General features: G+C 62.8%; 19 protein-coding genes. 10 read left to right on the top strand and 9 right to left on the bottom strand.

The features are described from left to right. Positions 1–227 (bottom strand): hypothetical protein (locus tag Q0W88_RS06805; protein ID WP_297801436.1); only part of this gene is annotated, 227 nt, incomplete at its 3' end. Positions 228–596: 369 nt separating this feature from the next. Here Q0W88_RS06805 and sucC point away from each other — a divergent pair. From sucC to Q0W88_RS06790, 3 genes are all read left to right on the top strand, one after another. Then, complete coding sequence (sucC, locus tag Q0W88_RS06800; RefSeq protein WP_297801434.1) at positions 597–1760, top strand: ADP-forming succinate--CoA ligase subunit beta; 1164 nt, start codon at positions 597–599, stop codon at positions 1758–1760. 17 nt (positions 1761–1777) lie between these two features. Then, the gene (gene sucD, locus Q0W88_RS06795) at positions 1778–2656 is read left to right on the top strand and encodes a succinate--CoA ligase subunit alpha (protein ID WP_297801432.1); all 879 of its coding nucleotides are present in this window, start codon (positions 1778–1780) and stop codon (positions 2654–2656) included. Positions 2657–2732: 76 nt separating this feature from the next. Continuing rightward, the gene (locus Q0W88_RS06790; protein ID WP_297801430.1) at positions 2733–4382 is read left to right on the top strand and encodes an NAD+ synthase; all 1650 of its coding nucleotides are present in this window, start codon (positions 2733–2735) and stop codon (positions 4380–4382) included. Here Q0W88_RS06790 and Q0W88_RS06785 read toward each other — a convergent pair whose 3' ends face one another. Further along, the gene (locus Q0W88_RS06785) at positions 4383–5237 is read right to left on the bottom strand and encodes an outer membrane protein assembly factor BamD (protein ID WP_297801428.1); all 855 of its coding nucleotides are present in this window, start codon (positions 5235–5237) and stop codon (positions 4383–4385) included. Between the two features lie 104 nt (positions 5238–5341). Between Q0W88_RS06785 and rluD the strand changes: the two genes are divergently transcribed. The 3 genes from rluD to Q0W88_RS06770 all read left to right on the top strand — a co-directional run bounded on the left by rluD (position 5342) and on the right by Q0W88_RS06770 (position 8092). Next, positions 5342–6343: a 23S rRNA pseudouridine(1911/1915/1917) synthase RluD gene (gene rluD / locus Q0W88_RS06780; protein WP_297801426.1), complete on the top strand. Its 1002-nt coding sequence runs from the start codon at positions 5342–5344 to the stop codon at positions 6341–6343. Continuing rightward, positions 6340–7074: a peptidoglycan editing factor PgeF gene (gene pgeF / locus Q0W88_RS06775; protein ID WP_297801423.1), complete on the top strand. Its 735-nt coding sequence runs from the start codon at positions 6340–6342 to the stop codon at positions 7072–7074. The genes rluD and pgeF overlap by 4 nt, the downstream gene beginning before the upstream one ends. 67 nt (positions 7075–7141) lie before the next feature. After that, complete coding sequence (locus tag Q0W88_RS06770) at positions 7142–8092, top strand: tetratricopeptide repeat protein (RefSeq protein ID WP_297801421.1); 951 nt, start codon at positions 7142–7144, stop codon at positions 8090–8092. Positions 8093–8156: 64 nt separating this feature from the next. Here the strand turns inward: Q0W88_RS06770 and Q0W88_RS06765 are convergent, their stop codons facing one another. After that, positions 8157–10589, bottom strand: coding sequence for a TonB-dependent receptor (locus Q0W88_RS06765; RefSeq protein ID WP_297801419.1), 2433 nt, complete (start codon positions 10587–10589; stop codon positions 8157–8159). Between the two features lie 221 nt (positions 10590–10810). Between Q0W88_RS06765 and Q0W88_RS06760 the strand changes: the two genes are divergently transcribed. From Q0W88_RS06760 to Q0W88_RS06750, 3 genes are all read left to right on the top strand, one after another. Next, positions 10811–12181 carry an APC family permease gene (locus Q0W88_RS06760; protein WP_297801417.1) on the top strand — a complete coding sequence of 457 codons (1371 nt, stop codon included), beginning with the start codon at positions 10811–10813 and terminating at the stop codon, positions 12179–12181. A 68-nt stretch (positions 12182–12249) separates the two neighbouring features. Next, the gene (gene clpB, locus Q0W88_RS06755) at positions 12250–14838 is read left to right on the top strand and encodes an ATP-dependent chaperone ClpB (RefSeq protein ID WP_297801415.1); all 2589 of its coding nucleotides are present in this window, start codon (positions 12250–12252) and stop codon (positions 14836–14838) included. 120 nt (positions 14839–14958) lie between these two features. Next, on the top strand, positions 14959–16290 hold the full coding sequence (locus Q0W88_RS06750) for a dicarboxylate/amino acid:cation symporter (protein ID WP_297801413.1): 1332 nt from the start codon (positions 14959–14961) through the stop codon (positions 16288–16290). Positions 16291–16339: 49 nt separating this feature from the next. Here the strand turns inward: Q0W88_RS06750 and hemE are convergent, their stop codons facing one another. The 6 genes from hemE to Q0W88_RS06720 form a co-directional block, all read right to left on the bottom strand. Further along, positions 16340–17392: a uroporphyrinogen decarboxylase gene (gene hemE / locus Q0W88_RS06745; RefSeq protein WP_297801410.1), complete on the bottom strand. Its 1053-nt coding sequence runs from the start codon at positions 17390–17392 to the stop codon at positions 16340–16342. Continuing rightward, entirely contained in the window at positions 17389–17646 is a 258-nt protein-coding gene (locus Q0W88_RS06740; protein WP_297801408.1) for a WGR domain-containing protein, read from the bottom strand. Before Q0W88_RS06740 ends, hemE begins: the two co-directional genes overlap by 4 nt. A gap of 39 nt (positions 17647–17685) precedes the next feature. Continuing rightward, positions 17686–17844, bottom strand: a complete 159-nt coding sequence (locus Q0W88_RS06735; RefSeq protein WP_297801405.1) for a hypothetical protein — start codon at positions 17842–17844, stop codon at positions 17686–17688. Next, entirely contained in the window at positions 17841–18026 is a 186-nt protein-coding gene (locus Q0W88_RS06730) for a DUF2892 domain-containing protein (protein ID WP_297801403.1), read from the bottom strand. The genes Q0W88_RS06735 and Q0W88_RS06730 overlap by 4 nt, the downstream gene beginning before the upstream one ends. Before the next feature lie 67 nt (positions 18027–18093). Next, complete coding sequence (gene aroB / locus Q0W88_RS06725; protein ID WP_297801402.1) at positions 18094–19170, bottom strand: 3-dehydroquinate synthase; 1077 nt, start codon at positions 19168–19170, stop codon at positions 18094–18096. Further along, positions 19163–19708 carry a shikimate kinase gene (locus Q0W88_RS06720; protein ID WP_297801400.1) on the bottom strand — a complete coding sequence of 182 codons (546 nt, stop codon included), beginning with the start codon at positions 19706–19708 and terminating at the stop codon, positions 19163–19165. The genes aroB and Q0W88_RS06720 overlap by 8 nt, the downstream gene beginning before the upstream one ends. A gap of 45 nt (positions 19709–19753) precedes the next feature. Here Q0W88_RS06720 and Q0W88_RS06715 point away from each other — a divergent pair. Continuing rightward, positions 19754–20127 (top strand): NAD(P)H-binding protein (locus Q0W88_RS06715; RefSeq protein ID WP_297801397.1); only part of this gene is annotated, 374 nt, incomplete at its 3' end.

Raw genomic sequence — 20127 nt, 5'->3', positions numbered from 1 at the left:
GCGGCATAGCTGGCGGCGAACATCAGGGTCTGCACCACATCGGCATCGGCCTCACCGCGCAGGCGCGCCATCAGATAGTGCCCGAACAGCAGGCAGATGGCGGCAAGCGTCAGCACGCTGCTGCGCCGCTGACTGAGCAGCAGGCCGGCGGCGGCCATATTGACCAGCATCATCAGCGCCACGCTCTGGAATCCGGATTGCAGCAGCCAGGCCAGAACCGCGAGCAATCAACTGCCCCGGCTGCGGACTCAGGCGGTCCCAAACCAGCAGGCAGGCCGCGCTGAACAGATAGGCGGCACTCAGAATCTGCAGGGTATCCAGATTGACCGGGTTCGGCGTGGGGGTGTACGGGCTGAATACCCAAAGCGCCAACAGGGCCGCTTCCAAGCAGCGGAACAGCGCAAAGTAGTAGAGTTCACGCCGGCGCAAAGCGCCATCGGTTCCCAGGGCTGAGGCTGGAGCCATTGATTTCACTTGCTTTCGCGGATTGGCTGAACTCCAGTATAAGCATGATGGCCGGTGTTTTTGCCATTGGCGCCGGAAAAAGCGACAATAGTGCCCCATTCCGGGACTTTCCCGTTCAACCCAGGTGTCGAATGAACTTTCACGAATATCAAGCGAAACAACTGTTTGCCGACTATGGCATCGCCGTGCCCAAGGGCATCGTGGCCCGTACGCCGGATGAAGCCGTCGCTGCCGCCAAGCTGATTCCGGGCGACATGTGGGTGGTCAAGGCCCAGATCCATGCCGGTGGCCGCGGCAAGGCCGGCGGCGTCAAGCTGGCGCGCTCCTTCGATGAAGTCAAACAGTATTCCAAAGCCATGCTCGGCACCAAAATGGCGACCTACCAGACCGCCGGCGTGGAGCTGCCGATCGATTCCGTGCTGATCTGCGAAGGCACCGACATCGCCAATGAAATGTACCTGTCGGTGCTGGTCGACCGCGCCAGCAAGAGCGTGACCTTCATCGCCTGCGCCGAAGGCGGCATGGACATCGAGCAGGTCGCCAAAACCAACCCGGACGCGATCAAAGCCGTGCATGTCGATTTCGTGCAGGGCCTGCAGGCCTACCAGTGCCGCAAGCTCGGTTTCGAGCTCGGCCTGAACGCCAAGCAGGTCGGCCAGCTCAGCAAGATCATGCTCGGCCTGTACAAGCTGTTCAATGAAAAGGATCTGGCCCTGGTTGAATTGAACCCCCTGGCCATCCTGAGCTCGGGCGATCTGGCCGTGCTCGACGGCAAGATCAACTCCGATGACAACGCCACCTTCCGCCATCCGGAACTGGCCGCCATGCGCGATATCCGCCAGGAAGACAGCACCGAAGTGCTGGCCAGCCAGCACGACCTGAACTACGTGACCATGGACGGCGACATCGGCTGCATGGTCAACGGCGCCGGTCTGGCCATGGCCACCATGGACGTGATCTCGCTCAGCGGTGGCTCCCCGGCCAACTTCCTGGACGTCGGCGGCGGCGCCACCAAGGAGCGCGTGACTGAAGCCTTCAAGCTGATCCTGAGCTCGGACAAGGTCAAGGCCATCTTCGTCAACATCTTCGGCGGCATCGTCCGCTGCGACATGATTGCCGAGGGCATCATTGCCGCGGTCAAGGAAGTCGATGTGAAAGTGCCGGTGGTGGTGCGCCTGGAAGGCACCAACGTCGAAAAAGGCAAGGAACTGCTGAAAAACAGCGGTCTGGCCATCACCGCCGCCGACGACATCAACGACGGCGCCCAGAAAGTCGTGGCCGCCGCGCGCGCCTAATTGAAGGAATACGAAGCATGAGCGTTCTCGTCAACAAATCCACCAAAGTCATCGTGCAGGGTTTCACCGGCACGCAAGGCACCTTCCACGCCCAGCAGATGCTGGATTACGGCACCCAGGTCGTCGGCGGCGTCACGCCCGGCAAGGGCGGCAGCCAGCACATCGGTCTGCCGGTGTTCAACACCGTCAGCGAAGCGGTCGCCGCTACCGGCGCCAACGCCTCGGTCATCTATGTGCCGCCGCCGTTCGCCGCGGATGCCATTCTGGAAGCGGCCGATGCCGGAATCCGGGTCATCGTCTGCATCACCGAAGGCATTCCGGTGCTCGACATGCTGCGCGTCAAGAACAGCCTGAAAGCCTATCCGGACACCGTGCTGATCGGACCGAACTGCCCCGGCATCATCACTCCGGGCGAATGCAAGATCGGCATCATGCCGGGCCACATCCACCTGCCGGGCAAAATCGGCATCGTCTCGCGCTCCGGCACCTTGACCTATGAAGCGGTCAAGCAGACCACCGACGCCGGTCTCGGCCAGTCGACCTGCATCGGCATCGGCGGCGACCCGATGCAGGGCATGAACTTCATCGATTGCCTGAAACTGTTCCAGGCCGATCCGCAGACGCTGGGCATCATCATGGTCGGTGAAATCGGCGGCAGTGCCGAAGAAGAAGCGGCCGAATTCATCGCCAAGCACGTGACCAAACCGGTGGTCGGCTTCATCGCCGGCGCCAGCGCCCCGGAAGGCAAGCGCATGGGCCATGCCGGTGCCATCGCCTCGGGTGGCCAGGGCACCGCCGCCGGAAAGTTCGCGGCGCTGGAAAAAGCCGGCGTCACCACCGTGAAGTCGCCGGGCGATCTGGGCAAAGCCATTGCCGCGCGCATGGCCGCGCTGTAAAACGTCGCTTCAGTCATGAGAAGAAGGGCGGACCGGGGGTTCGCCCTTTTTTTCGCCCCTCCTTTACAATAGCCGCATGAACAATACTCTCCGATTGGCCATGGCGCAGCACGATTTTCCGGTCGGGGCGCTTGCCCGCAACGCCGAGAAAATCCTGGGGCTGGTGGACCAGGCCAAAGCGGCCGGCGCCGATGTGCTGCTGTTTCCGGAGCTGGCGCTGAGCGGTTACCCGCCGGAAGATCTGCTGCTGCGCCCCGGATTCCTCGCCGACTGCGAACGCGTTCTGGCCGACATCGCCGCGAAGGTCGAGGGCATCACCGTGGTGCTGCCGTCGCCGCGTGCCGTGGGCGCCGTGGTGTTCAATGCCGCCAACATCCTCCGGGACGGCGCCGTCATCGGGGTTTACCACAAGCAGGAACTGCCCAATTACGCGGTGTTCGACGAGCGCCGTTATTTCGCCGCCGACGCCGATCCCTGCACGTTCACGGTCAAGGGCGTCACCCTCGGCGTGATCATCTGCGAGGACGTCTGGTTTGCAGAGCCCATTGCCCAATGCGTGGCCGCGGGCGCGCAGCTGGTGCTGGTGCCGAACGCTTCCCCGTTCGAGCACGGCAAGACCGCGCAGCGCGATGTATTGCTGACCGGCCGCGTGCGGGAAACCGGCACCGCCATCGCCTATCTCAATACCGTCGGCGGCCAGGACGAAGTGGTGTTCGACGGATCGAGCGTGCTGGCCGATGCCGATGGCTTCATCCATGCCAATGCCGAATGCTTCGCCGAGCACCTGCTGCTGGCCGATTTCGATCCATCCTGCGGAAAATTCCGCAAGATCGAATGGCCGGAAGAACGCGACGAATGTTTCGAATCGCTGGCCTACCGCGCCATGGTGCGCGGCATCCGCGACTACTGCGGCAAGAACGGTTTTTCCAAGGTGTTGCTCGGATTGTCCGGCGGCGTCGATTCGTCGCTGGTGCTGGCCTTGGCGGTCGACGCCCTCGGTGCCGATAAAGTCACGGCCGTGCGCTTGCCCTCACGCTATACCGCAGGCCTGAGCAATGATCTGGCCGAAGCGCAGGCCCGCACGCTGGGCGTCGCGCTGGAAACCATCGCCATCGAGGCGCCGTTCACCGGCTTTCTGCAGGCGCTGGCGCCGTCCTTCAGCGGGCTTTCCGCAGATGTCACTGAAGAGAATCTGCAGTCGCGTTGCCGCGGCACTTTGATGATGGCGTTGGCCAACAAGAAAGGCGGCCTGTTGCTGACCACCGGCAACAAGAGCGAATATGCGGTCGGATATGCCACCATCTACGGCGACATGTGCGGCGGCTATGCGCCGATCAAGGATTTGTATAAAACCGAAGTTTATGCGGTGTGCGCCTGGCGCAACCGACAGGGTGATGGCGAGGTCATCCCACAGGCAGTCATCGATCGTGCGCCGTCGGCGGAGCTGCGTGAGAACCAGACCGATCAGGATTCCCTGCCGCCTTACGCGCTGCTGGATGCCATCCTGAAAGCGAGCATCGACGGCGAACGCGCGCCGCAGGAAATCATCGATGAATTGACGCCGCAATGGCCAGATCACGCCGTGGCGCAGGAAACCGCACGCATGCTGCGTCTGGTCCGGATTTCGGAATGGAAAAGGCGACAGGCGGCACCCGGACCGAAACTGTCGCGGCGCGCTTTCGGCCGTGAACGCCGCTACCCGATCAGCTCGGGTTACGGCGCCTGATCAGTTTTCGATTTCACCCGCGAACGGGTTGAGATGGTTCCAGCGCGAACGGCGATTCGGCCAGTTGCCGGTCAGGTAGGGGTGATCCGGATAGTTGCTTTCCAGCACGCGCCGCGCATCCTGTGACAGACCGTCCTGTCCGAGTTTCTTGTAGGACGCCGCCAACAGGGCCACGGCCTCATCATCGAAATCCGACTGCGGGTAGGTTTCCAAGACATACTTGGCGCGGCCGACGGCGGACACGTAGGCATCGCGTTCGTAATAGTACATGCCGACGGTCAGGTCGTGCTGGGCCAAACGGTTGCGCAGATAGATCATGCGCTGGCGCGATTCCTCGGCGTATTTGCTGGTCGGGAAGCGGCGGACGACGTCATTGAAATCGTTGTAGCTCTGCTGGGCGGCGCCCAGATCGCGGGCCGAGGTGTCGAGACGGGCGATTTTGGCCAGCCAGCGGTTTTCGCGGTCGAAATTGATCAGCGCCTTGAGATAGTAGGCGTAATCGATGTCCGGATTGGTCGGATAGGTCTTGATGAAGCGCGTGATGCTGGAGGTCGCTTCTTCCGGCTTGGCCATTTTGTATTGGGCATAGGCCAGATTGATCTGTGATTTTTCGGACAGTTCGCCGTAAGGAAAACGCGCGACCAGACGGCTGAAGGTGCGCTCGGCCTTGTCGTAATTCTGGTCTTCCAGCGCTTCCAAACCCAGCGCATACAGCGGCTCGAGTTCCAGCGTTTCGGTTTCCGGCTGCTTCTTGCTGCCGTCCATGCCGAAGAAATCCTTGGTGGTCTGGCAGGCACTCAGCGAAGCCAGCAGAAACAGGATGGCAAGCAGTCGTGAAGGGGTGGACAGCGTCATAAATTTCATAGTCAAGCGCCAAGTCGGCAATTAGTGGATAATACCCTATGCTCGCATCGAGCTCCACGATTATTTCCCGCGCGAAGCGCTAAGCCATTGATTCCATGAACCAGACCGCGCCAGCCGCCATCGAAGAGAACGAACCCGAGTGCATCGAAGCCACCGTGCCTGAGCACGTGGCGGGTCGACGTTTCGACCAAGCCCTGGCGGAAATGTTCCCCGAGTTTTCGCGCTCGCGTCTGACCGAATGGATCAAGTCCGGCGATGCGCTGCTGGACGGTGAAATCGTCAAGCCCAAGGTGGCGGTCAACGGCGGCGAAACCGTGACCCTGGCGGCCCGCCAGCAGGTGGAAACCGATGCCGTGGCCGAGAACATCCCGCTCGAGGTGCTGTATGCCGATGCCGACGTGCTGGTGGTCAACAAGCCGGCCGGACTGGTGGTGCATCCGGGTGCCGGCAATCCGCGCGGTACGATGGTCAATGCCCTGCTGCACTACGATCCGGAGCTGGCGCAGCTGCCGCGTGCCGGCATCGTGCACCGTCTCGACAAGGACACCTCCGGCCTGATGGTGGTGGCGCGTTCGCTGCGCGCCCATGCCGGTTTGATCGAACAATTGTCATCGCGCGCCGTGCACCGCCAGTATGTGGCGGTGGTGCAGGGCCCGATGGTCGCCGGCAATACCGTCGATGCCCCGATCGACCGTCATCCGCACGACCGCATCCGCATGGCGGTGGTCAAGGAAGGCGGCGGCCGCGAGGCCATCACCCATTACCGCGTCCGTGAAAAATTCCGCAGCCATACCGTGGTTGAATGCCGACTCGAAACCGGCCGCACGCATCAGATCCGCGTGCACATGGCGTATGTCAAACATCCGCTGATCGGCGATCCGCTGTATGGCGGGTCGTTCAAATTGCCCAAGGCCGCCAGCGAGGCCCTGGTCGAGGCCCTGCGCGGGTTCCGCCGGCAGGCCCTGCATGCCGAGAAGCTGTCGTTCACCCATCCGGTCAGTGGCGAAACCCTGAGTTTCGAATCCCCGCTGCCGGCCGACATGGTCGCCCTGATCGACACCCTGCGCGACGACACCCGCCAATTCAACGCGGCATGAGCGACATCCTCCGGCCCGACTGGCCGGTGCCGGCCAACATCCACGCCTTCACCACCACGCGTCTGGGGCCGGGCGTTTCCGAACTGCCGTTTTACCGTTTCAATCTGGGTGCCCGCTGCGGGGATGCGCCTGCGGCCGTGCGCGCCAACCGCGAGGCCCTGCGCCGGGAATACGGCTTGCCCGGCGAGCCGCTGTGGCTGCATCAGGTGCATGGCATCGAAGTCGTCAGCGATGACGGCACGCGCGGAAGCGATCCGCTGGCCGATGCTGCGGTGACGACGCAGTCCGCCAGCGTGCTGGCGGTATTGACCGCCGACTGCCTGCCGGTGCTGTTCTGCAATACGAGCGGCACGGAAGTTGCCGCCGCCCATGCCGGCTGGCGTGGGCTGGCTGCCGGCATGCTGGAAGCCACGGTGACGGCCATGCGCTCGGCACCTCATGAACTGATGGCCTGGCTCGGCCCTGCCGCCGGTCCGCAGCGTTACGAAGTCGGTGAAGACGTGCGTCAGGCGTTTCTGGCCGCCGATGCCGCCGCGGTATCGGCATTCACACCGACCCGTCCGGGGCATTTCCTGATCGATATGCCGGCCATCGCGCGCCAGCGTCTGGCCGCCTGCGGCGTGACGCAGGTGTACGGCGGCGAGCATTGCACCCTGACCGACATCCGTTTTTATTCGCACCGGCGCGAACAACGCACCGGACGCATGGCCAGCCTGATCTGGATGACATGACTTCCGGCAGTGACTGAAGGGGATGGCGGCAGATACACTGCCTGCACTACCCACCCGGATGCCTGTCATGAAACTTCGCCTTTTTGTTTTCGCCCTGATGATCAGTGCTGCAGTGCAGGCTGCAACGCCGCAGGAAATCAGCGCGCAATTGCAGGCCGGCGACAAACGCGCCCTGGCCAATGCCGAAGCCTATGCCAAGGCCAATCCAAACAATGCCGAGGCCTGGGCGCTGTTGACCCGCGCCCGTGTTCTGCAGGGAAAATCCGAAGCCGCCGTGACTGCCGGTGAAAAAGCGGTGGCATTGGCTCCGAACAGCGCGCAGGCCCAGTTCTGGCTCGGCAATGCCTACGGCAAACGGATCGGTGAGGTCGGGATGATGTCGAAGATGGGCATGGCGCCGAAACTGCGCGATGCCTTCGAGAAAACCGTCGCGCTGGATCCCAATAATCTCGATGCCCGCACCGCGCTGCTGCAGTTCTATCTGCAGGCACCGGCCATGATCGGCGGCGGCAAGGACAAGGCGCTGGTTCAGGCCCGGGAAATCGGCAAGCGCGATGCCGCCCGTGGCCATCTGGCGCGTGCCCAGATCCAGCTTGCCGACAAGGACAATGCCGGCGCCCTCAAATCCTACGAAGCGGCCTACGCCGCCAAGCCCTCCGATGCGGGAATCCGTCTGGCACTCGGCATCGGTTATCAGCAAGCCGAACGGTTCAACGATGCTTTTCGGCATTTCCGCACCTGGACCGCGCAGGACGCCAGCGCCGGCGCCGCCTGGTACCAGCTTGGCCGCACCAGCGTGTTGAGCGGACAGAATCTGGAGGAAGGCATTGCCGCCCTGCAGAAATACCTCAAGCTGCCGCATGGCGCCAGCGAACCGGCCAACAAGCATGCGTATTACCGACTCGGCCAGTTGTATGCCAAGTCCGGAAAGAAAGCCGAAGCGCGCGCCGCTTTCCAGAGCGCGCTCAAACTCGACCCGGCGTACAAGGAAGCCAAAGCCGAGCTGGCAAAGCTGTAAACGGCATAAGTTGCCTACAAAAAAAACCGGCCGAGGCCGGTTTTTTCGTCATGCAGGGTGTGACTCAGAACGTGAAATCGATCCGGGCATAGTAGTACGCCCCGTTCATCCCGATCGGTGACAGGAAGTCATACGGGAAGTTGCCGAAGTAATTGATGTCGGCGCTCGAAGCATCGGGATAGTTGTCGAGCAGGTTGCTGGCACCGACCGCAACGGCAACCGCGGCATTGAAGCGGTAGGCCGCCTCGGCATCCAGTTGCCATTCGGCACCGTAGGTCTGCTGCGGTTCGAATCCGCCGCCGAAGTTGAATACCCGCGTGGCCGAGCCGTGGCGCGTGGCGCGGCCCAGCCAGGACCAGGCATCGCCCTGCCATTGGGCCGAAAGGATGGCGCGGGTGCGCGGCGCGGCGGTAGTCAGGGTGTTGCGCTCCTCGACACCGACCAGGACGTAGTCCGGATCCAAGGCCAGCAATTGCGGCGGCGTGGCCTGGATGGCGCGGATGTCGGTTTTGGCATAACTGTAGGCGCCGGTCAGGTTCAGATTGCCGCCCCAGGCCTCGGTGCTGTAGTTCGCCACCAGTTCGGCGCCGCGGGTGCGGGTATCCACGGCATTGGTGAAGAAGTTGACCGATTCGATGTCGGTGATGCCGAACTGGCTGTCCAGGAAGTTGACCAAGGCCGGGCCGCCGATGCGCTCGGAAATGGTCACGCGGTCATCGACGTCGATCTGGAAGGCATCCAGCGAAATATTCAGGCCGGTCGTCGGCTGGGCGGTAATGCCGAAGCTGACGTTGCGCGAGGTTTCCGGTTTCAGGTCGCGGGCACCGAGCGCCACCGCGATCGGATCGTCCACGGCCAGCAGGCGGACCTGCGTCAGTGCGCCGCCGTCACCGAAGTTGGTCACGGTGAACCGGTAGCCGGTCTGGCTCAGCGAGGGGGCGCGGAAGTTCGTCGACACGGCGCCGCGCAAGGCCACCGTATCATTGATCTGGAAGCGGCCGGCCAGTTTGCCGGTCAGTTGGCCGCCGAAGTCGCTGTAGTCTTCATAGCGCAGTGCCGCGGTGCCGAAGAAGCGTTCACTCAGATCGCCGCTCAACTCGGCATAAGCACCGAAAACCGAACGGCTCAGATCGACCGCATCGGCCGGTGCCAGGCCCGGACCGGCCTGTGCGCCCGGCGGGCTGCCGGTGTTCGGGCCGGCGGCATACGAGGCCGGATCGCCGGCGCGGGTGACATAGCCTTCATGACGGTATTCGGCACCGGTGGCAAAGGTGAAATCCTTGCCCGAGATGCTGACCAGGCGGTTGATGTCGACGTTAGCGGTCAGCTGTTCGAATTGGTAACCGGCCAGATCGAAGGCGGTCGGACTGGCGCTGCCCAAGGACGGGTTCAGCGAATTGCGCAGACCGAGATCGAAGCGGTTCTCGCCCCAGGTCAGGCTGGCATCGTAATTCCAGTCGCCGATGTCGCCGCGCAGGCCGCTGCTCAGCGACAGGTCGCGGTTGTCGCCCAGAGTCTCCGGGCGATAGCCGTCGGGATAGACCGAAGGCACATTGGCGCTGCTGTCGGGGTAGCGGAAGAATGCGGCACCGACCGAATCGCGTTGGTTGTAGGTGGCGAAGGCGTACCACTCGGTGGCATCACCGACGGCAACCGCGGTATTCAGCCACAGATTGATGTCCTGGGTATCGGGATCACCCGGATGGTAGTTGCGCTGGCCGATGGTGGCTAGGTTTTCCGGGCTCTGGTTTTCGAAGAACGGCAGCTGGTCCAGACCGGCGCGGTTGGTGGCGTTGCGGTCCTTGTACTCAACGCCGAAACGGATGAAACCGTCTTCGCCGATTTTGTTGCCGAGACTGGCGCTGGCGGTGGTGGTCTGGCCGTCAATCAGGGTGTCGCCGGTCGGATCGAAATCGGTGCGGTGCGCGCCGTAGGCAATGCTGGCGGAAGCGCCTTCGGGATTGTCATCGAGGATGACGTTGATGACGCCGGCGATGGCGTCCGAGCCGTACTGGGCACCGGCACCGTCACGCAGTACTTCAATGCGGGCGATGGCGCTGACCGGAATCGAATTGAAGTCCACCGGGTTGGTGCCTTTGCCGGTTTTGGCTTCCAGGTTGACGATGGCCGAGGTATGGCGGCGCTTGCCGTTCACCAACACCAGCACCTGATCCGGGCTGAGGCCGCGCAGTTGCGCCGAGCGCACATGATCGGCGCCGGTGGCGTTGGACTGCCGCGGGAAATTCAGCGAGGGCAGCAGCACCTGCAGGGCCTGACCGAGCTCACCGTTGAGCACGCCGGCTTTGGCCAGATCCTGTTTGCTCAGGATGTCGATCGGCGAGGCCGATTCGAGCGCGGTGCGGTCCGGCGCACGGGTGCCGGTGACGATGACGGTGTCGAGGTTTTTGGCATCGGCAGGGGTTTGTGCGGACACGGCGGTGCTGCCCAGGGCGGCAAGAACGGCGGCGGCCAGAAGGTGTTGGGTCGGGATTTTCATGACATTCTCGGAAGGGTGGTGGATGGGCGGGCCGTGCAGGGCGGACGGCGGACTTTCATTTGGCCGGATATTTCAAATTCTGTCAACATCTATCCGCATAAAGAGATATATTTATTCAGCATACCGTCATGCGCATTCCGTTTTAGCAAAGCCGGCGCCATGGGTTACCCTGTTTGATGACTTTCGAGTGAGTGAATGTGATGGACGGGCATGAAAATCCGGTGAATCCCCAGCCCCGCCGGCAGCTGCACGTCGGTCATGCCGCAGCCGTCTGCGTCGGCATGGTCATCGGTGCCGGCATTTTCCGGACCTCCCCGGAGGTGGCGGCGCATCTGGACCAACCCGCTACGTTGATGCTGGCCTGGGCCATCGGCGGCATTCTGTCCCTGATCGGCGGGCTGTGTTTTGCCGAAATGTCGGCGGCGTTTCCCGATACCGGCGGCGATTACCATTTCCTGCGTCTGGCCTACGGCCAGCGCATTGCGGTGCTATTTGCCTGGTCCCGCTTTTCGGTCATTCATACCGGATCCATCGCCCTGCTGGCTTTCGTCTTCGGCGATTACCTCAATCAACTGATCCCGCTCGGTGCCTACGGCAGCCCGGCGTTCGGTGCCCTGCTGATTACCGCGCTGGTACTGATGAATCTGCGGGGTCTGAGTGTCGGCATCGGCGCCCAGTTCGTGCTGATGCTGCTGGTGCTGGCCGGTTTGGTGATCGTGGGTTTCGCCGGCATCCATCTGGCCACTGCCGGTCATCAGCCATTACCGCCGCCGGCCGATGCCGTACCGGTGGTTCTGGGCGTGGCCGGGTTCGGCCAGGCGATGGTCTATGTCCTGCTCGCCTATGGCGGCTGGAGCGATGCCGCAACCCTGTCAGCCGAAATGCGCGATCCCAAGCGCGGCATGCCACTGGCGCTGGCTGGCGGCTTGGCCACGGTGTTCGCCCTGTACCTGTGGGTCAATTGGGCCTACCTGCAGGGCCTTGGATTTTACGGACTGGCGCACAGCCAGGCCCCGGCCGCCGATCTGATGCGCACGGCCTTCGGTCATCCCGGAGAAGTGGTCATCGTCAGCATCGTGGCCATCACCTCCATCAGCGTGATGAATGCCCTGTTGCTGGCCGGCTCGCGCACGACCTATGCCACCGCCCGTGATCTGCAGGCGCTGGGGGATGTCGGCCGCTGGGACGGCGAAAAGGGCGTGCCGCGCGGGGCGATGATTGCCATGGGCGCGGTCTCCATGCTGCTGGTCGGTTTCGGCACGCTCACCCGTGGCGGCTTTTCGACCATGGTCGATTACCTGTCGCCGGTGTACTGGTTCTTCCTCATGCTCAGCGGCATTGCGGTCATCCGCTTGCGACGCCGGTTTCCGGACGCGCCGCGGCCCTTCCGCGTGCCGTGGTACCCGGTCTTGCCGCTGCTGTTCGCGGCGTCCTCGGCGTATCTGTTTTATTCCAGCCTGGCTTATGTGAAGCTGGGTGCCGTGCTCGGGGTCGGTGTCATCCTGCTCGGGGCGTTGCTGCTGTGGCCGCTGATGCACTGGCATCAGAAACGCCGTACCGAATCCCTGCCCGAAGCTGAACGGCGGCCTTGAAGAGCGGTGCCGGCACCCCAATTTCATGAACAGGCGCCTTGGGGCGCAATCCATGAAAGAGGTGCCACATGCGTATCGATAAATTCACCAGCAAATTCCAGCAGGCTTTGAGCGATGCCCAGAGTCTGGCCGTCGGCCGTGACCACAGCATCATCGAACCGGCGCATCTGCTCTCGGCGCTGATCGACCAACAGGGCGGCAACAGCCTGCCGGTGCTGCGTCAGGCCGGCGTCAACCTGCCGGTGCTGAAACAGAAACTGGCCGAGGCACTCGACCAATTGCCGAAAGTGGCCGGCCAGGACGGACAGGTGTCGGTGGGTAACGAACTGTCGCGCCTGCTCAACCAGACCGACAAGCTGGCCCAGCAGCATCAGGACCAATTCATCGCCAGCGAATGGTTTCTGCTGGCCGTGGCCGGCGACAGTGGCCCGGCCGGGCGCGCCTTGAAAGCCGCCGGCGCGGACAAGGCCAAACTGGAGCAGGCCATTCAGGCCCTGCGCGGCGGCGAAACGGTGACCGACGCCAATGCCGAGGAAAACCGGCAGGCCCTGGAAAAATACTGCATCGATCTGACCGAGCGCGCCGAAAGCGGCAAACTCGATCCGGTCATCGGCCGCGACGAGGAAATCCGCCGCACCATCCAGGTGCTGCAGCGCCGCACCAAGAACAATCCGGTGCTGATCGGCGAGCCCGGCGTCGGCAAGACCGCCATCGTCGAGGGCCTGGCCCAGCGCATCATCAACAACGAAGTGCCCGAAGGCCTGCGTGGCCGGCGCGTGCTCGCGCTCGACATGGGCGCGCTGATCGCCGGCGCTAAGTTCCGCGGTGAATTCGAAGAACGCCTGAAGGCGGTGCTGAGCGATCTTTCGAAACAGGAAGGCAATGTCATCCTGTTCATCGACGAGCTGCACACCATGGTCGGCGCCGGCAAGGGCGAAGGCGCCATGGATGCCGGCAACATGCTGAAACCGGCGCTGGCCCGCGGCGAGCTGCATTGCATCGGCGCCACCACGCTCGATGAGTACCGGCAGTATGTGGAGAAGGATGCCGCGCTCGAACGCCGCTTCCAGAAAGTGTTCGTCGGCGAGCCGTCGGTGGAAGACACCATTGCCATCCTGCGCGGTCTGAAGGAGCGCTATGCCGTGCACCACGGCGTCGAAATCACCGATCCGGCCATCGTCGCGGCGGCCACCCTGTCGCACCGTTACATCGCCGACCGCCAGCTGCCGGACAAAGCCATCGACCTGATGGATGAAGCCGCTTCCCGCATCCGCATGGAGATCGATTCCAAGCCGGAAGAGATGGACCGCATGGAGCGCCGTCTGATCCAGCTGAAGATGCAGCGCGAAGCCCTGAAGAAAGAGAAGGACCGCGAATCCAAACAGCGCCTGGACGATCTCGAACAGGAAATCGACAAGCTGGAGCGCGAGTTCAGCGATCTGGAAGAAATCTGGAAAGCCGAAAAGGCCACGCTGACCGGCACCACCCGCATCAAGGAACAGCTGGAACAGGCACGCCTCGAGCTTGATGCCGCGCAGCGCAAGCAGGACATCGCCCTGATGAGCGAAATCCAGTACGGCCGCATTCCGGAACTGGAAAAACAGCTGGGCGCCGCCATGGCGGTTGAAACCCAGGGGTTCAAACTGCTGCAGGACAAAGTCACCGCCGATGAAATCGCCGAAGTGGTGTCGCGCTGGACCGGCATCCCGGTCAGCAAGATGCTGGAAGGCGAGCGCGAAAAACTCCTGCGCATGGAAGGCGAGCTGCACCGCAAGGTGATCGGCCAGGATGAAGCGGTGACCTCGGTATCCGCGGCCATCCGCCGTTCGCGCGCCGGCCTGTCCGATCCGAACCGGCCGAACGGTTCGTTCCTGTTCCTGGGCCCGACCGGTGTCGGCAAGACCGAGCTGTGCAAGGCACTGGCCGAATTCCTGTTCGACAGTCCGGATGCCATGGTCCGCATCGACATGAGCGAGTTCATGGAAAAGCACTCGGTGTCGCGTCTGATCGGCGCGCCTCCGGGCTACGTCGGTTACGAAGAGGGCGGTTATTTGACCGAAGCCGTGCGCCGCCGTCCGTATTCGGTGATCCTGCTCGATGAAGTCGAGAAGGCGCATCCGGATGTGTTCAATATCCTGTTGCAGGTGCTTGACGATGGCCGTCTGACCGACGGCCAGGGCCGGACCGTGGATTTCCGCAACGCAGTAATCGTGATGACATCCAACCTCGGCTCGCAGCACATCCAGGAAATCGCCGAGCGCCAGGGCCTGAGTCCGGAAGCCTATACGCAGATGAAGGCGGCGGTGATGGGTTCGGTGCAGTCGCATTTCCGTCCGGAATTCATCAACCGGCTCGACGACATCGTGGTGTTCCACCCGTTGGCGGCCGAACACATCCGCGCCATTGCCGAAATCCAGACCCGTTCGTTGGCCAAGCGTCTGGCCGAGCGCGGCATTACCCTGAAGCTGAGCACGGCGGCGCTGGATCTGCTCGGCTCGCAAGGCTTCGATCCGGTATACGGCGCCCGGCCGCTCAAGCGTGCCATCCAGCAGCTGCTGGAGAATACGCTGGCCAACAAGATCCTCGGCGGCGAGTTCGTGTCCGGCGATACCGTGCAGGTCGATGCCGAAGGTGCCGGGTTGATTTTCCGCAAATAAGCCGATGGGCAGGGCCGGTGCCGAGCGCCGGCCCTGACGCGGATGTCTTGACCGGCAAGGGCGCTGACGCCACAATGCAGACTGTTTGATTGCAGGCGCCCACGGCGCAAAGGGTGCAGGGTGTCGTCATCGGATCTTACGGATAAAAAAGGCGCGGAACGGCTGGCGCTGTGGATCATCGTCGCCATGGGACTGGGCATCGTCTTTGGCTGGCTGGTCAATACCAAGGCGATCAGCGTCGACATGTCCTATGTGACTTTGCTGGCTACGCTGTTCCTGCGGGCCATCAAGATGATCATCGCGCCCTTGGTGTTTTCGACCCTGGTCATCGGCATCGCGCATATGGGCAACACCGGCGGCGTCGGCCGCGTCGGCATGAAGGCGCTGGGCTGGTTCGTCATCGCCTCCCTGATTTCCCTGGCCTTGGGTCTGCTGTTCGCCAATGTGCTGCAGCCCGGCGCCGGCGCCGGCCTGGCCCCGCCGACCGCCGAGATGATCGCCGCCAGCCAGGAAAAGCTGGCCAATTTCCAGGTGGGCGTGCATGATTCCGGGTTCGTCGCCTTCGTCACCAACCAGCTGATTCCGACCTCGATCATCAACGCCGCCGGCGGCAATGCCCTGGGCGAAAACAAACTGCTGCAGATCGTGGTGTTCTCGCTGTTCTTCGGCGTTGCCCTGGGCTCGCTCGGCAAGTCCGGCCAGACCCTGCAGGACATGATCGAGCAGCTCTCGCACGTCATGATCAAAATCACCGGCTACGTGATGAAGTTCGCGCCGTTTGCCGTATTTGCGGCCATGGCCGGTGCGGTCGCCAACCAGGGTCTCGGCATCCTGCTGACTTATCTGAAATTCATCCTGTGCTTCTATCTGGCGCTGGTCACGCTCTGGCTGCTGCTGGTTGCCGTCGGCCACTTCTTCCTCGGCCGCCGCGTCTATTCGCTGCTGCACGAAATCAAGGAGGCCTTCTTTCTGTCGTTCGCCACCGCTTCCTCGGAGGCGGCCTACCCGAAAATCCTGGATGCGCTGGACCGCTTCGGGGTCAGCCGCAAGATCTCCAGTTTCGTCATGCCGCTGGGCTATTCCTTCAATCTCGACGGCTCGATGATGTATTGCGCGTTTGCGGCCATCTTCATCGCCCAGGTGTACGGCATCGAGATGACGCTCGGTACGCAGATCGCCATGCTGCTGACCTTGATGGTGACCTCCAAAGGCATGGCCGGCATTCCCTCGGCCTCGCTGGTGGTCATCGCCGGCACGCTGGCGCAGTTCGGTCTGCCGGTGGAAGGCATGGTGCTGATTCTGGGCATCGACCGCTTCCTCGACATGGGCCGCTCGGCCACCAATGCCGTCGGCAATTCCATCGCCTCGGCGGTCATCGGTAAATGGGAAGGCGAGCTGCTCAGCGAGGAAGAGGCGGCCCGGCGCAAATCCGCCCTCGGACCGGATGCTTGATCAAAAAAAAGCCGGATTCAATCCGGCTTTTTTATAAGGCTTGCTAGGCTCAGGCATGATACGGCCGACTGAGCTCATGCACCGCATCCACCAGGACTTTGACATGATCCGGATTCATGTCCGGCGACATGCCATGACCGAGATTGAACACGTGGCCGGAGCCCTTGCCATAGCTGGCCAGCGTGCGCGCCACTTCGGCACGGATGGTATCCGGTTGGGCATATAAAGTGACCGGATCGAGATTGCCCTGCAGCGCGACTTTGCCGCCGGTACGGCGGCGGGCTTCTTCCAGCGACACCAGCCAATCGACCCCGACGCCTTCGGCGCCGCTGGCGGCCAGTTCTTCCAGATAGGCGGCATTGCCTTTGCCGAACAGGATCAGCGGGGTGTTGGCTTCGCCTTCGCCGCGCGGCAGGGATTGCGCGATGCGGGTCAGATAGCGCAAGGAGAATTCGCGGTAGATGTGCGGGGCCAGTACGCCGCCCCAGGTGTCGAACACCATCAGGGCCTGGGCGCCGGCGGCACGTTGTGCGGCCAGATAGGCGATGACCGAATCGGTGACCACTTCAAGCAGCTGGTGCATCAATTTGGGTTCATTCAACGCCAGCGATTTGATGCGGGCGAAGTTGTCGGAGCCGCCGCCTTCGACCATGTAGCAGGCCAGGGTCCAGGGGCTTCCGGAGAAACCGATCAAGGGCACACGGCCGTTCAATTCGCGACGGATCAGGCTGACCGCATCGGTGACGTAACGCAGCTCGGTGCCGATATCCGGAACCGCCAGCTTGGCGATATCGGCGGCGCTGCGCACCGGGCGGGCAAAACGCGGGCCTTCGCCTTCGGCAAAACTCAAACCCAGACCCATCGCATCGGGCACGGTCAGGATGTCGGAAAACAGAATGGCGGCATCCAGATCGTAGCGGTCCAGCGGCTGCAGGGTCACTTCGCAGGCCAGCTCCGGATTGGTAGCCAGGCCCATGAAGCTGCCGGCCTTGGCGCGGGTGGCGCGGTATTCCGGCAGATAACGGCCGGCTTGGCGCATCAACCAGACCGGAGTGGCGTCAACCGGCTTGCCGGCGATGGTATCGAGAAAACGGGTATTCATGATTTCGGTTCCGCCACGCCTTGGATGAACATGACCTGATAGCCTTTTTTCGAGTGAGCGGCGCGTGCTTTTTCGAATGCCGCGAGGGCGGGCTCGTCGTCGAGGAACTGTTCGCGTTTCAACTGGCTTTTGCCGCCGATCAGTCCGGACTCGCGGACCAGCAACCAGCCGCCCAGCAGATCCTGCTGCAGGCTGATGCTGACGTAACGGGGCGATTCAAGGCCTTGCGGGGGTTGTTGCATGAGAACGCGCATGGCCGCTATTGTATCGCGGTTTCAGGCGCTCCGAGCCGCTCAGCCCTTGAACAGGGCGTAGTAAATGACATAAATCCACGACAGGAAGCCATGTACGATGGCCCACAGAATGGATTTATTCACGCTCCAGGAGATGGTGATCGCCAGCGCGGTACCGAATCCGATACCGGCTTTGATGGTGGTGATGGCGCCGTTCATTCGGTTTTGCAGGTGGAAAGGCCGAACGGCAGGTAGGCCGGGCACCAACGCAGGAAAGCGGTGGCCAGCGGAATCAGGCCGATGGCGCCGAGCCAGTTGGCGTTCATCACGCCCCAGCCGATGATGACCAGACCGAGGATGATGCGGATAAGGCGATCCGTATTTCCGACATTGGCTTTCATGATGCGACTCCGGTAAGGATTGGTAGGCACAGCATAGTCCAATTCCAGGGCATCGGTTTGATTCAGGTCAATCCACGGCGGCGTGATTTTCCAGAAAGCCGTGAAGCCCGGTGGCATCGATAGTTTCGGCAATGAAGGCTTTCCCGATGCCCTGCCACAGAATCAACCGCAGATTGCCGCTGACCGCTTTTTTATCCAGGCGCATTTTGGCCAACAGCGCTTCGCTATCCACGCCCGGCGGCATTGCGGTCGGCAATCCGAAGCGGGAGAGGAGTTGCTGCAGACGCAGCCGGTCGGATTCCGGCGCCAGATCCTGATGCGTCGAATAGGCCGCCGCCAGATGCATGCCGATGGCGACTGCTTCGCCATGTACCAGCGTGCCGTAATCGGTCAGCACTTCCAAGGCATGCCCGAAGGTGTGCCCGAAGTTCAGCAGCGCGCGTTCGCCCTGTTCGGTTTCATCGCGGGCCACCACGCCGGCTTTTTGTGCGCAGCAATGCGCAATGGCATGGGCCAGGGCGTCCGGGTTCTTGGCCAATAGGGCATCGGCCTGATGTTCCAGCCATGCGAAGAACTCCGGGTCGGCAATCGCGCCGTATTTCACCACCTCGGCAAGGCCCGCCCGGAATTCGCGATCGGGCAGGGTGGCCAGCACCGCGGTATCGATCCAGACCGCCTGCGGCTGGTGGAACGCGCCGACCAGATTTTTTCCGGCGGCCAGATCCACCGCGGTCTTGCCGCCCACCGAGGAGTCGACCATGGCCAGCAGGCTGGTGGGAATCTGGATGAAGGCAATGCCGCGCATGTAGCAGGCGGCCGCGAAACCGGCCAGATCGCCGATGACGCCGCCGCCGAGGGCCAGGACCGTGGCGTTGCGGCTCAGGCCCTGCGCGGCCATGGTCTGCAGCAGTTCGGCAAATCGATTCAGGTTTTTTTCCGGCTCGCCGGCAGGCATCTGCCAGAGCGGGCAATCGTTGCGGCCGATGGCCTGTCTCAGGCGTTCGGCATACAAGGGTCCCACATGGTCATCGGTCACGATCAGGCAGGGTCCGGACATCGGCAATGCCCCCGGCATTCCGAGCAGGCCATCGGCGATGCGGATCGGGTAGGAGCGTTCGCCGAGGCTGACGGTCAATTCAGGCATGCGGTGCGGTCCTTTCGGTACGGTATTCGGTAATGGCCTGCAGAAGATGCGGCCGGATCTTGGACATCGGCATGCGGCTGAGGTCCAGGCTGATGTCGGCGCAGTCGCGGTAGAGCGGCGTCCGCACCTCATACAGCTGCTGCAGACGGCCGGCACGGTCTTCGTGTTGCAGCAGCGGGCGCTTGCGGTCATTGGCCAGACGCTGCAGCTGCTGCTCGGGCGGAATGTGCAGATGCACCACCAGGCCACGCTGCCGCATCAGCTGGCGGTTGCCTTCATTCAAGACGGCACCGCCGCCGGTGGCGATGACCTGGTCATTGTCGGCCAGGACCGCGGCGAGCGCTTCCGATTCGCGCTTTCGGAAACCGGCTTCGCCTTCCAGTTCGAAAATATCCACGATGCTGGCGCCGGTCCGGTTCTCAATATAGGCATCCAGATCGATGAAGGTCTTTTCCAGGTGGCGCGCCAGCCACTTGCCGTGGGTGGTTTTGCCCACGCCCATCGGTCCGATCAGAATCAGGTTTGACCTCGCGTTCATGCCTCAATGCTACCATTGCCATTGAAAATCCGTAACGGGCGAAAGATGGCTTTCCAGATCGCAATCCTCGGTGCCGGCGACCTCGGCCGGCGTGTCGCGCAGCAGCGCCTCGCTGCCGGCGATGCAGTGGCGACCCTGCGCCGCAGGCCTTTGCCGATGCCCGACGGCGTGCTGGCGGTGACCGGCGATCTCTCGCAGGCCGCGCATTTGAAGCGCATGCCGACCATGCCCGATTGGCTGGTGTTCTGCGCCACACCGGATGCCCGCAACGAAGACGCTTACCGCCGACTGTATGTCGAGGGTTTGGCCAGAGCCTGCGAGGTACTGCAGCCGAAGCGTTGTCTGTTGGTGAGTTCCACGGCCGTCTATGGCCAGGACGCCGGCGAGTGGGTGGATGAAACCAGTCCGGCTTTGGCGGA

It is taken from the genome of Arenimonas sp. GDDSR-1, assembly GCF_025980345.1.
GTDB lineage: Bacteria > Pseudomonadota > Gammaproteobacteria > Xanthomonadales > Xanthomonadaceae > Arenimonas.
This window is presented reverse-complemented; position numbering and strand designations above follow the sequence as displayed.

Coding starts and splice junctions, on each gene's coding strand:
- clpB (WP_297801415.1), top strand. CDS start 12,250: ATGCGTATCGATAAATTCACCAGCAAATTCCAGCAGGCTTTGAGCGAT.
- Q0W88_RS06785 (WP_297801428.1), bottom strand. CDS start 5,237: ATGACGCTGTCCACCCCTTCACGACTGCTTGCCATCCTGTTTCTGCTG.
- Q0W88_RS06765 (WP_297801419.1), bottom strand. CDS start 10,589: ATGAAAATCCCGACCCAACACCTTCTGGCCGCCGCCGTTCTTGCCGCC.
- pgeF (WP_297801423.1), top strand. CDS start 6,340: ATGAGCGACATCCTCCGGCCCGACTGGCCGGTGCCGGCCAACATCCAC.
- sucC (WP_297801434.1), top strand. CDS start 597: ATGAACTTTCACGAATATCAAGCGAAACAACTGTTTGCCGACTATGGC.
- sucD (WP_297801432.1), top strand. CDS start 1,778: ATGAGCGTTCTCGTCAACAAATCCACCAAAGTCATCGTGCAGGGTTTC.
- Q0W88_RS06730 (WP_297801403.1), bottom strand. CDS start 18,026: ATGAAAGCCAATGTCGGAAATACGGATCGCCTTATCCGCATCATCCTC.
- Q0W88_RS06720 (WP_297801400.1), bottom strand. CDS start 19,708: ATGAACGCGAGGTCAAACCTGATTCTGATCGGACCGATGGGCGTGGGC.
- Q0W88_RS06735 (WP_297801405.1), bottom strand. CDS start 17,844: ATGAACGGCGCCATCACCACCATCAAAGCCGGTATCGGATTCGGTACC.
- hemE (WP_297801410.1), bottom strand. CDS start 17,392: ATGAATACCCGTTTTCTCGATACCATCGCCGGCAAGCCGGTTGACGCC.
- Q0W88_RS06770 (WP_297801421.1), top strand. CDS start 7,142: ATGAAACTTCGCCTTTTTGTTTTCGCCCTGATGATCAGTGCTGCAGTG.
- Q0W88_RS06790 (WP_297801430.1), top strand. CDS start 2,733: ATGAACAATACTCTCCGATTGGCCATGGCGCAGCACGATTTTCCGGTC.
- Q0W88_RS06740 (WP_297801408.1), bottom strand. CDS start 17,646: ATGCGCGTTCTCATGCAACAACCCCCGCAAGGCCTTGAATCGCCCCGT.
- aroB (WP_297801402.1), bottom strand. CDS start 19,170: ATGCCTGAATTGACCGTCAGCCTCGGCGAACGCTCCTACCCGATCCGC.
- rluD (WP_297801426.1), top strand. CDS start 5,342: ATGAACCAGACCGCGCCAGCCGCCATCGAAGAGAACGAACCCGAGTGC.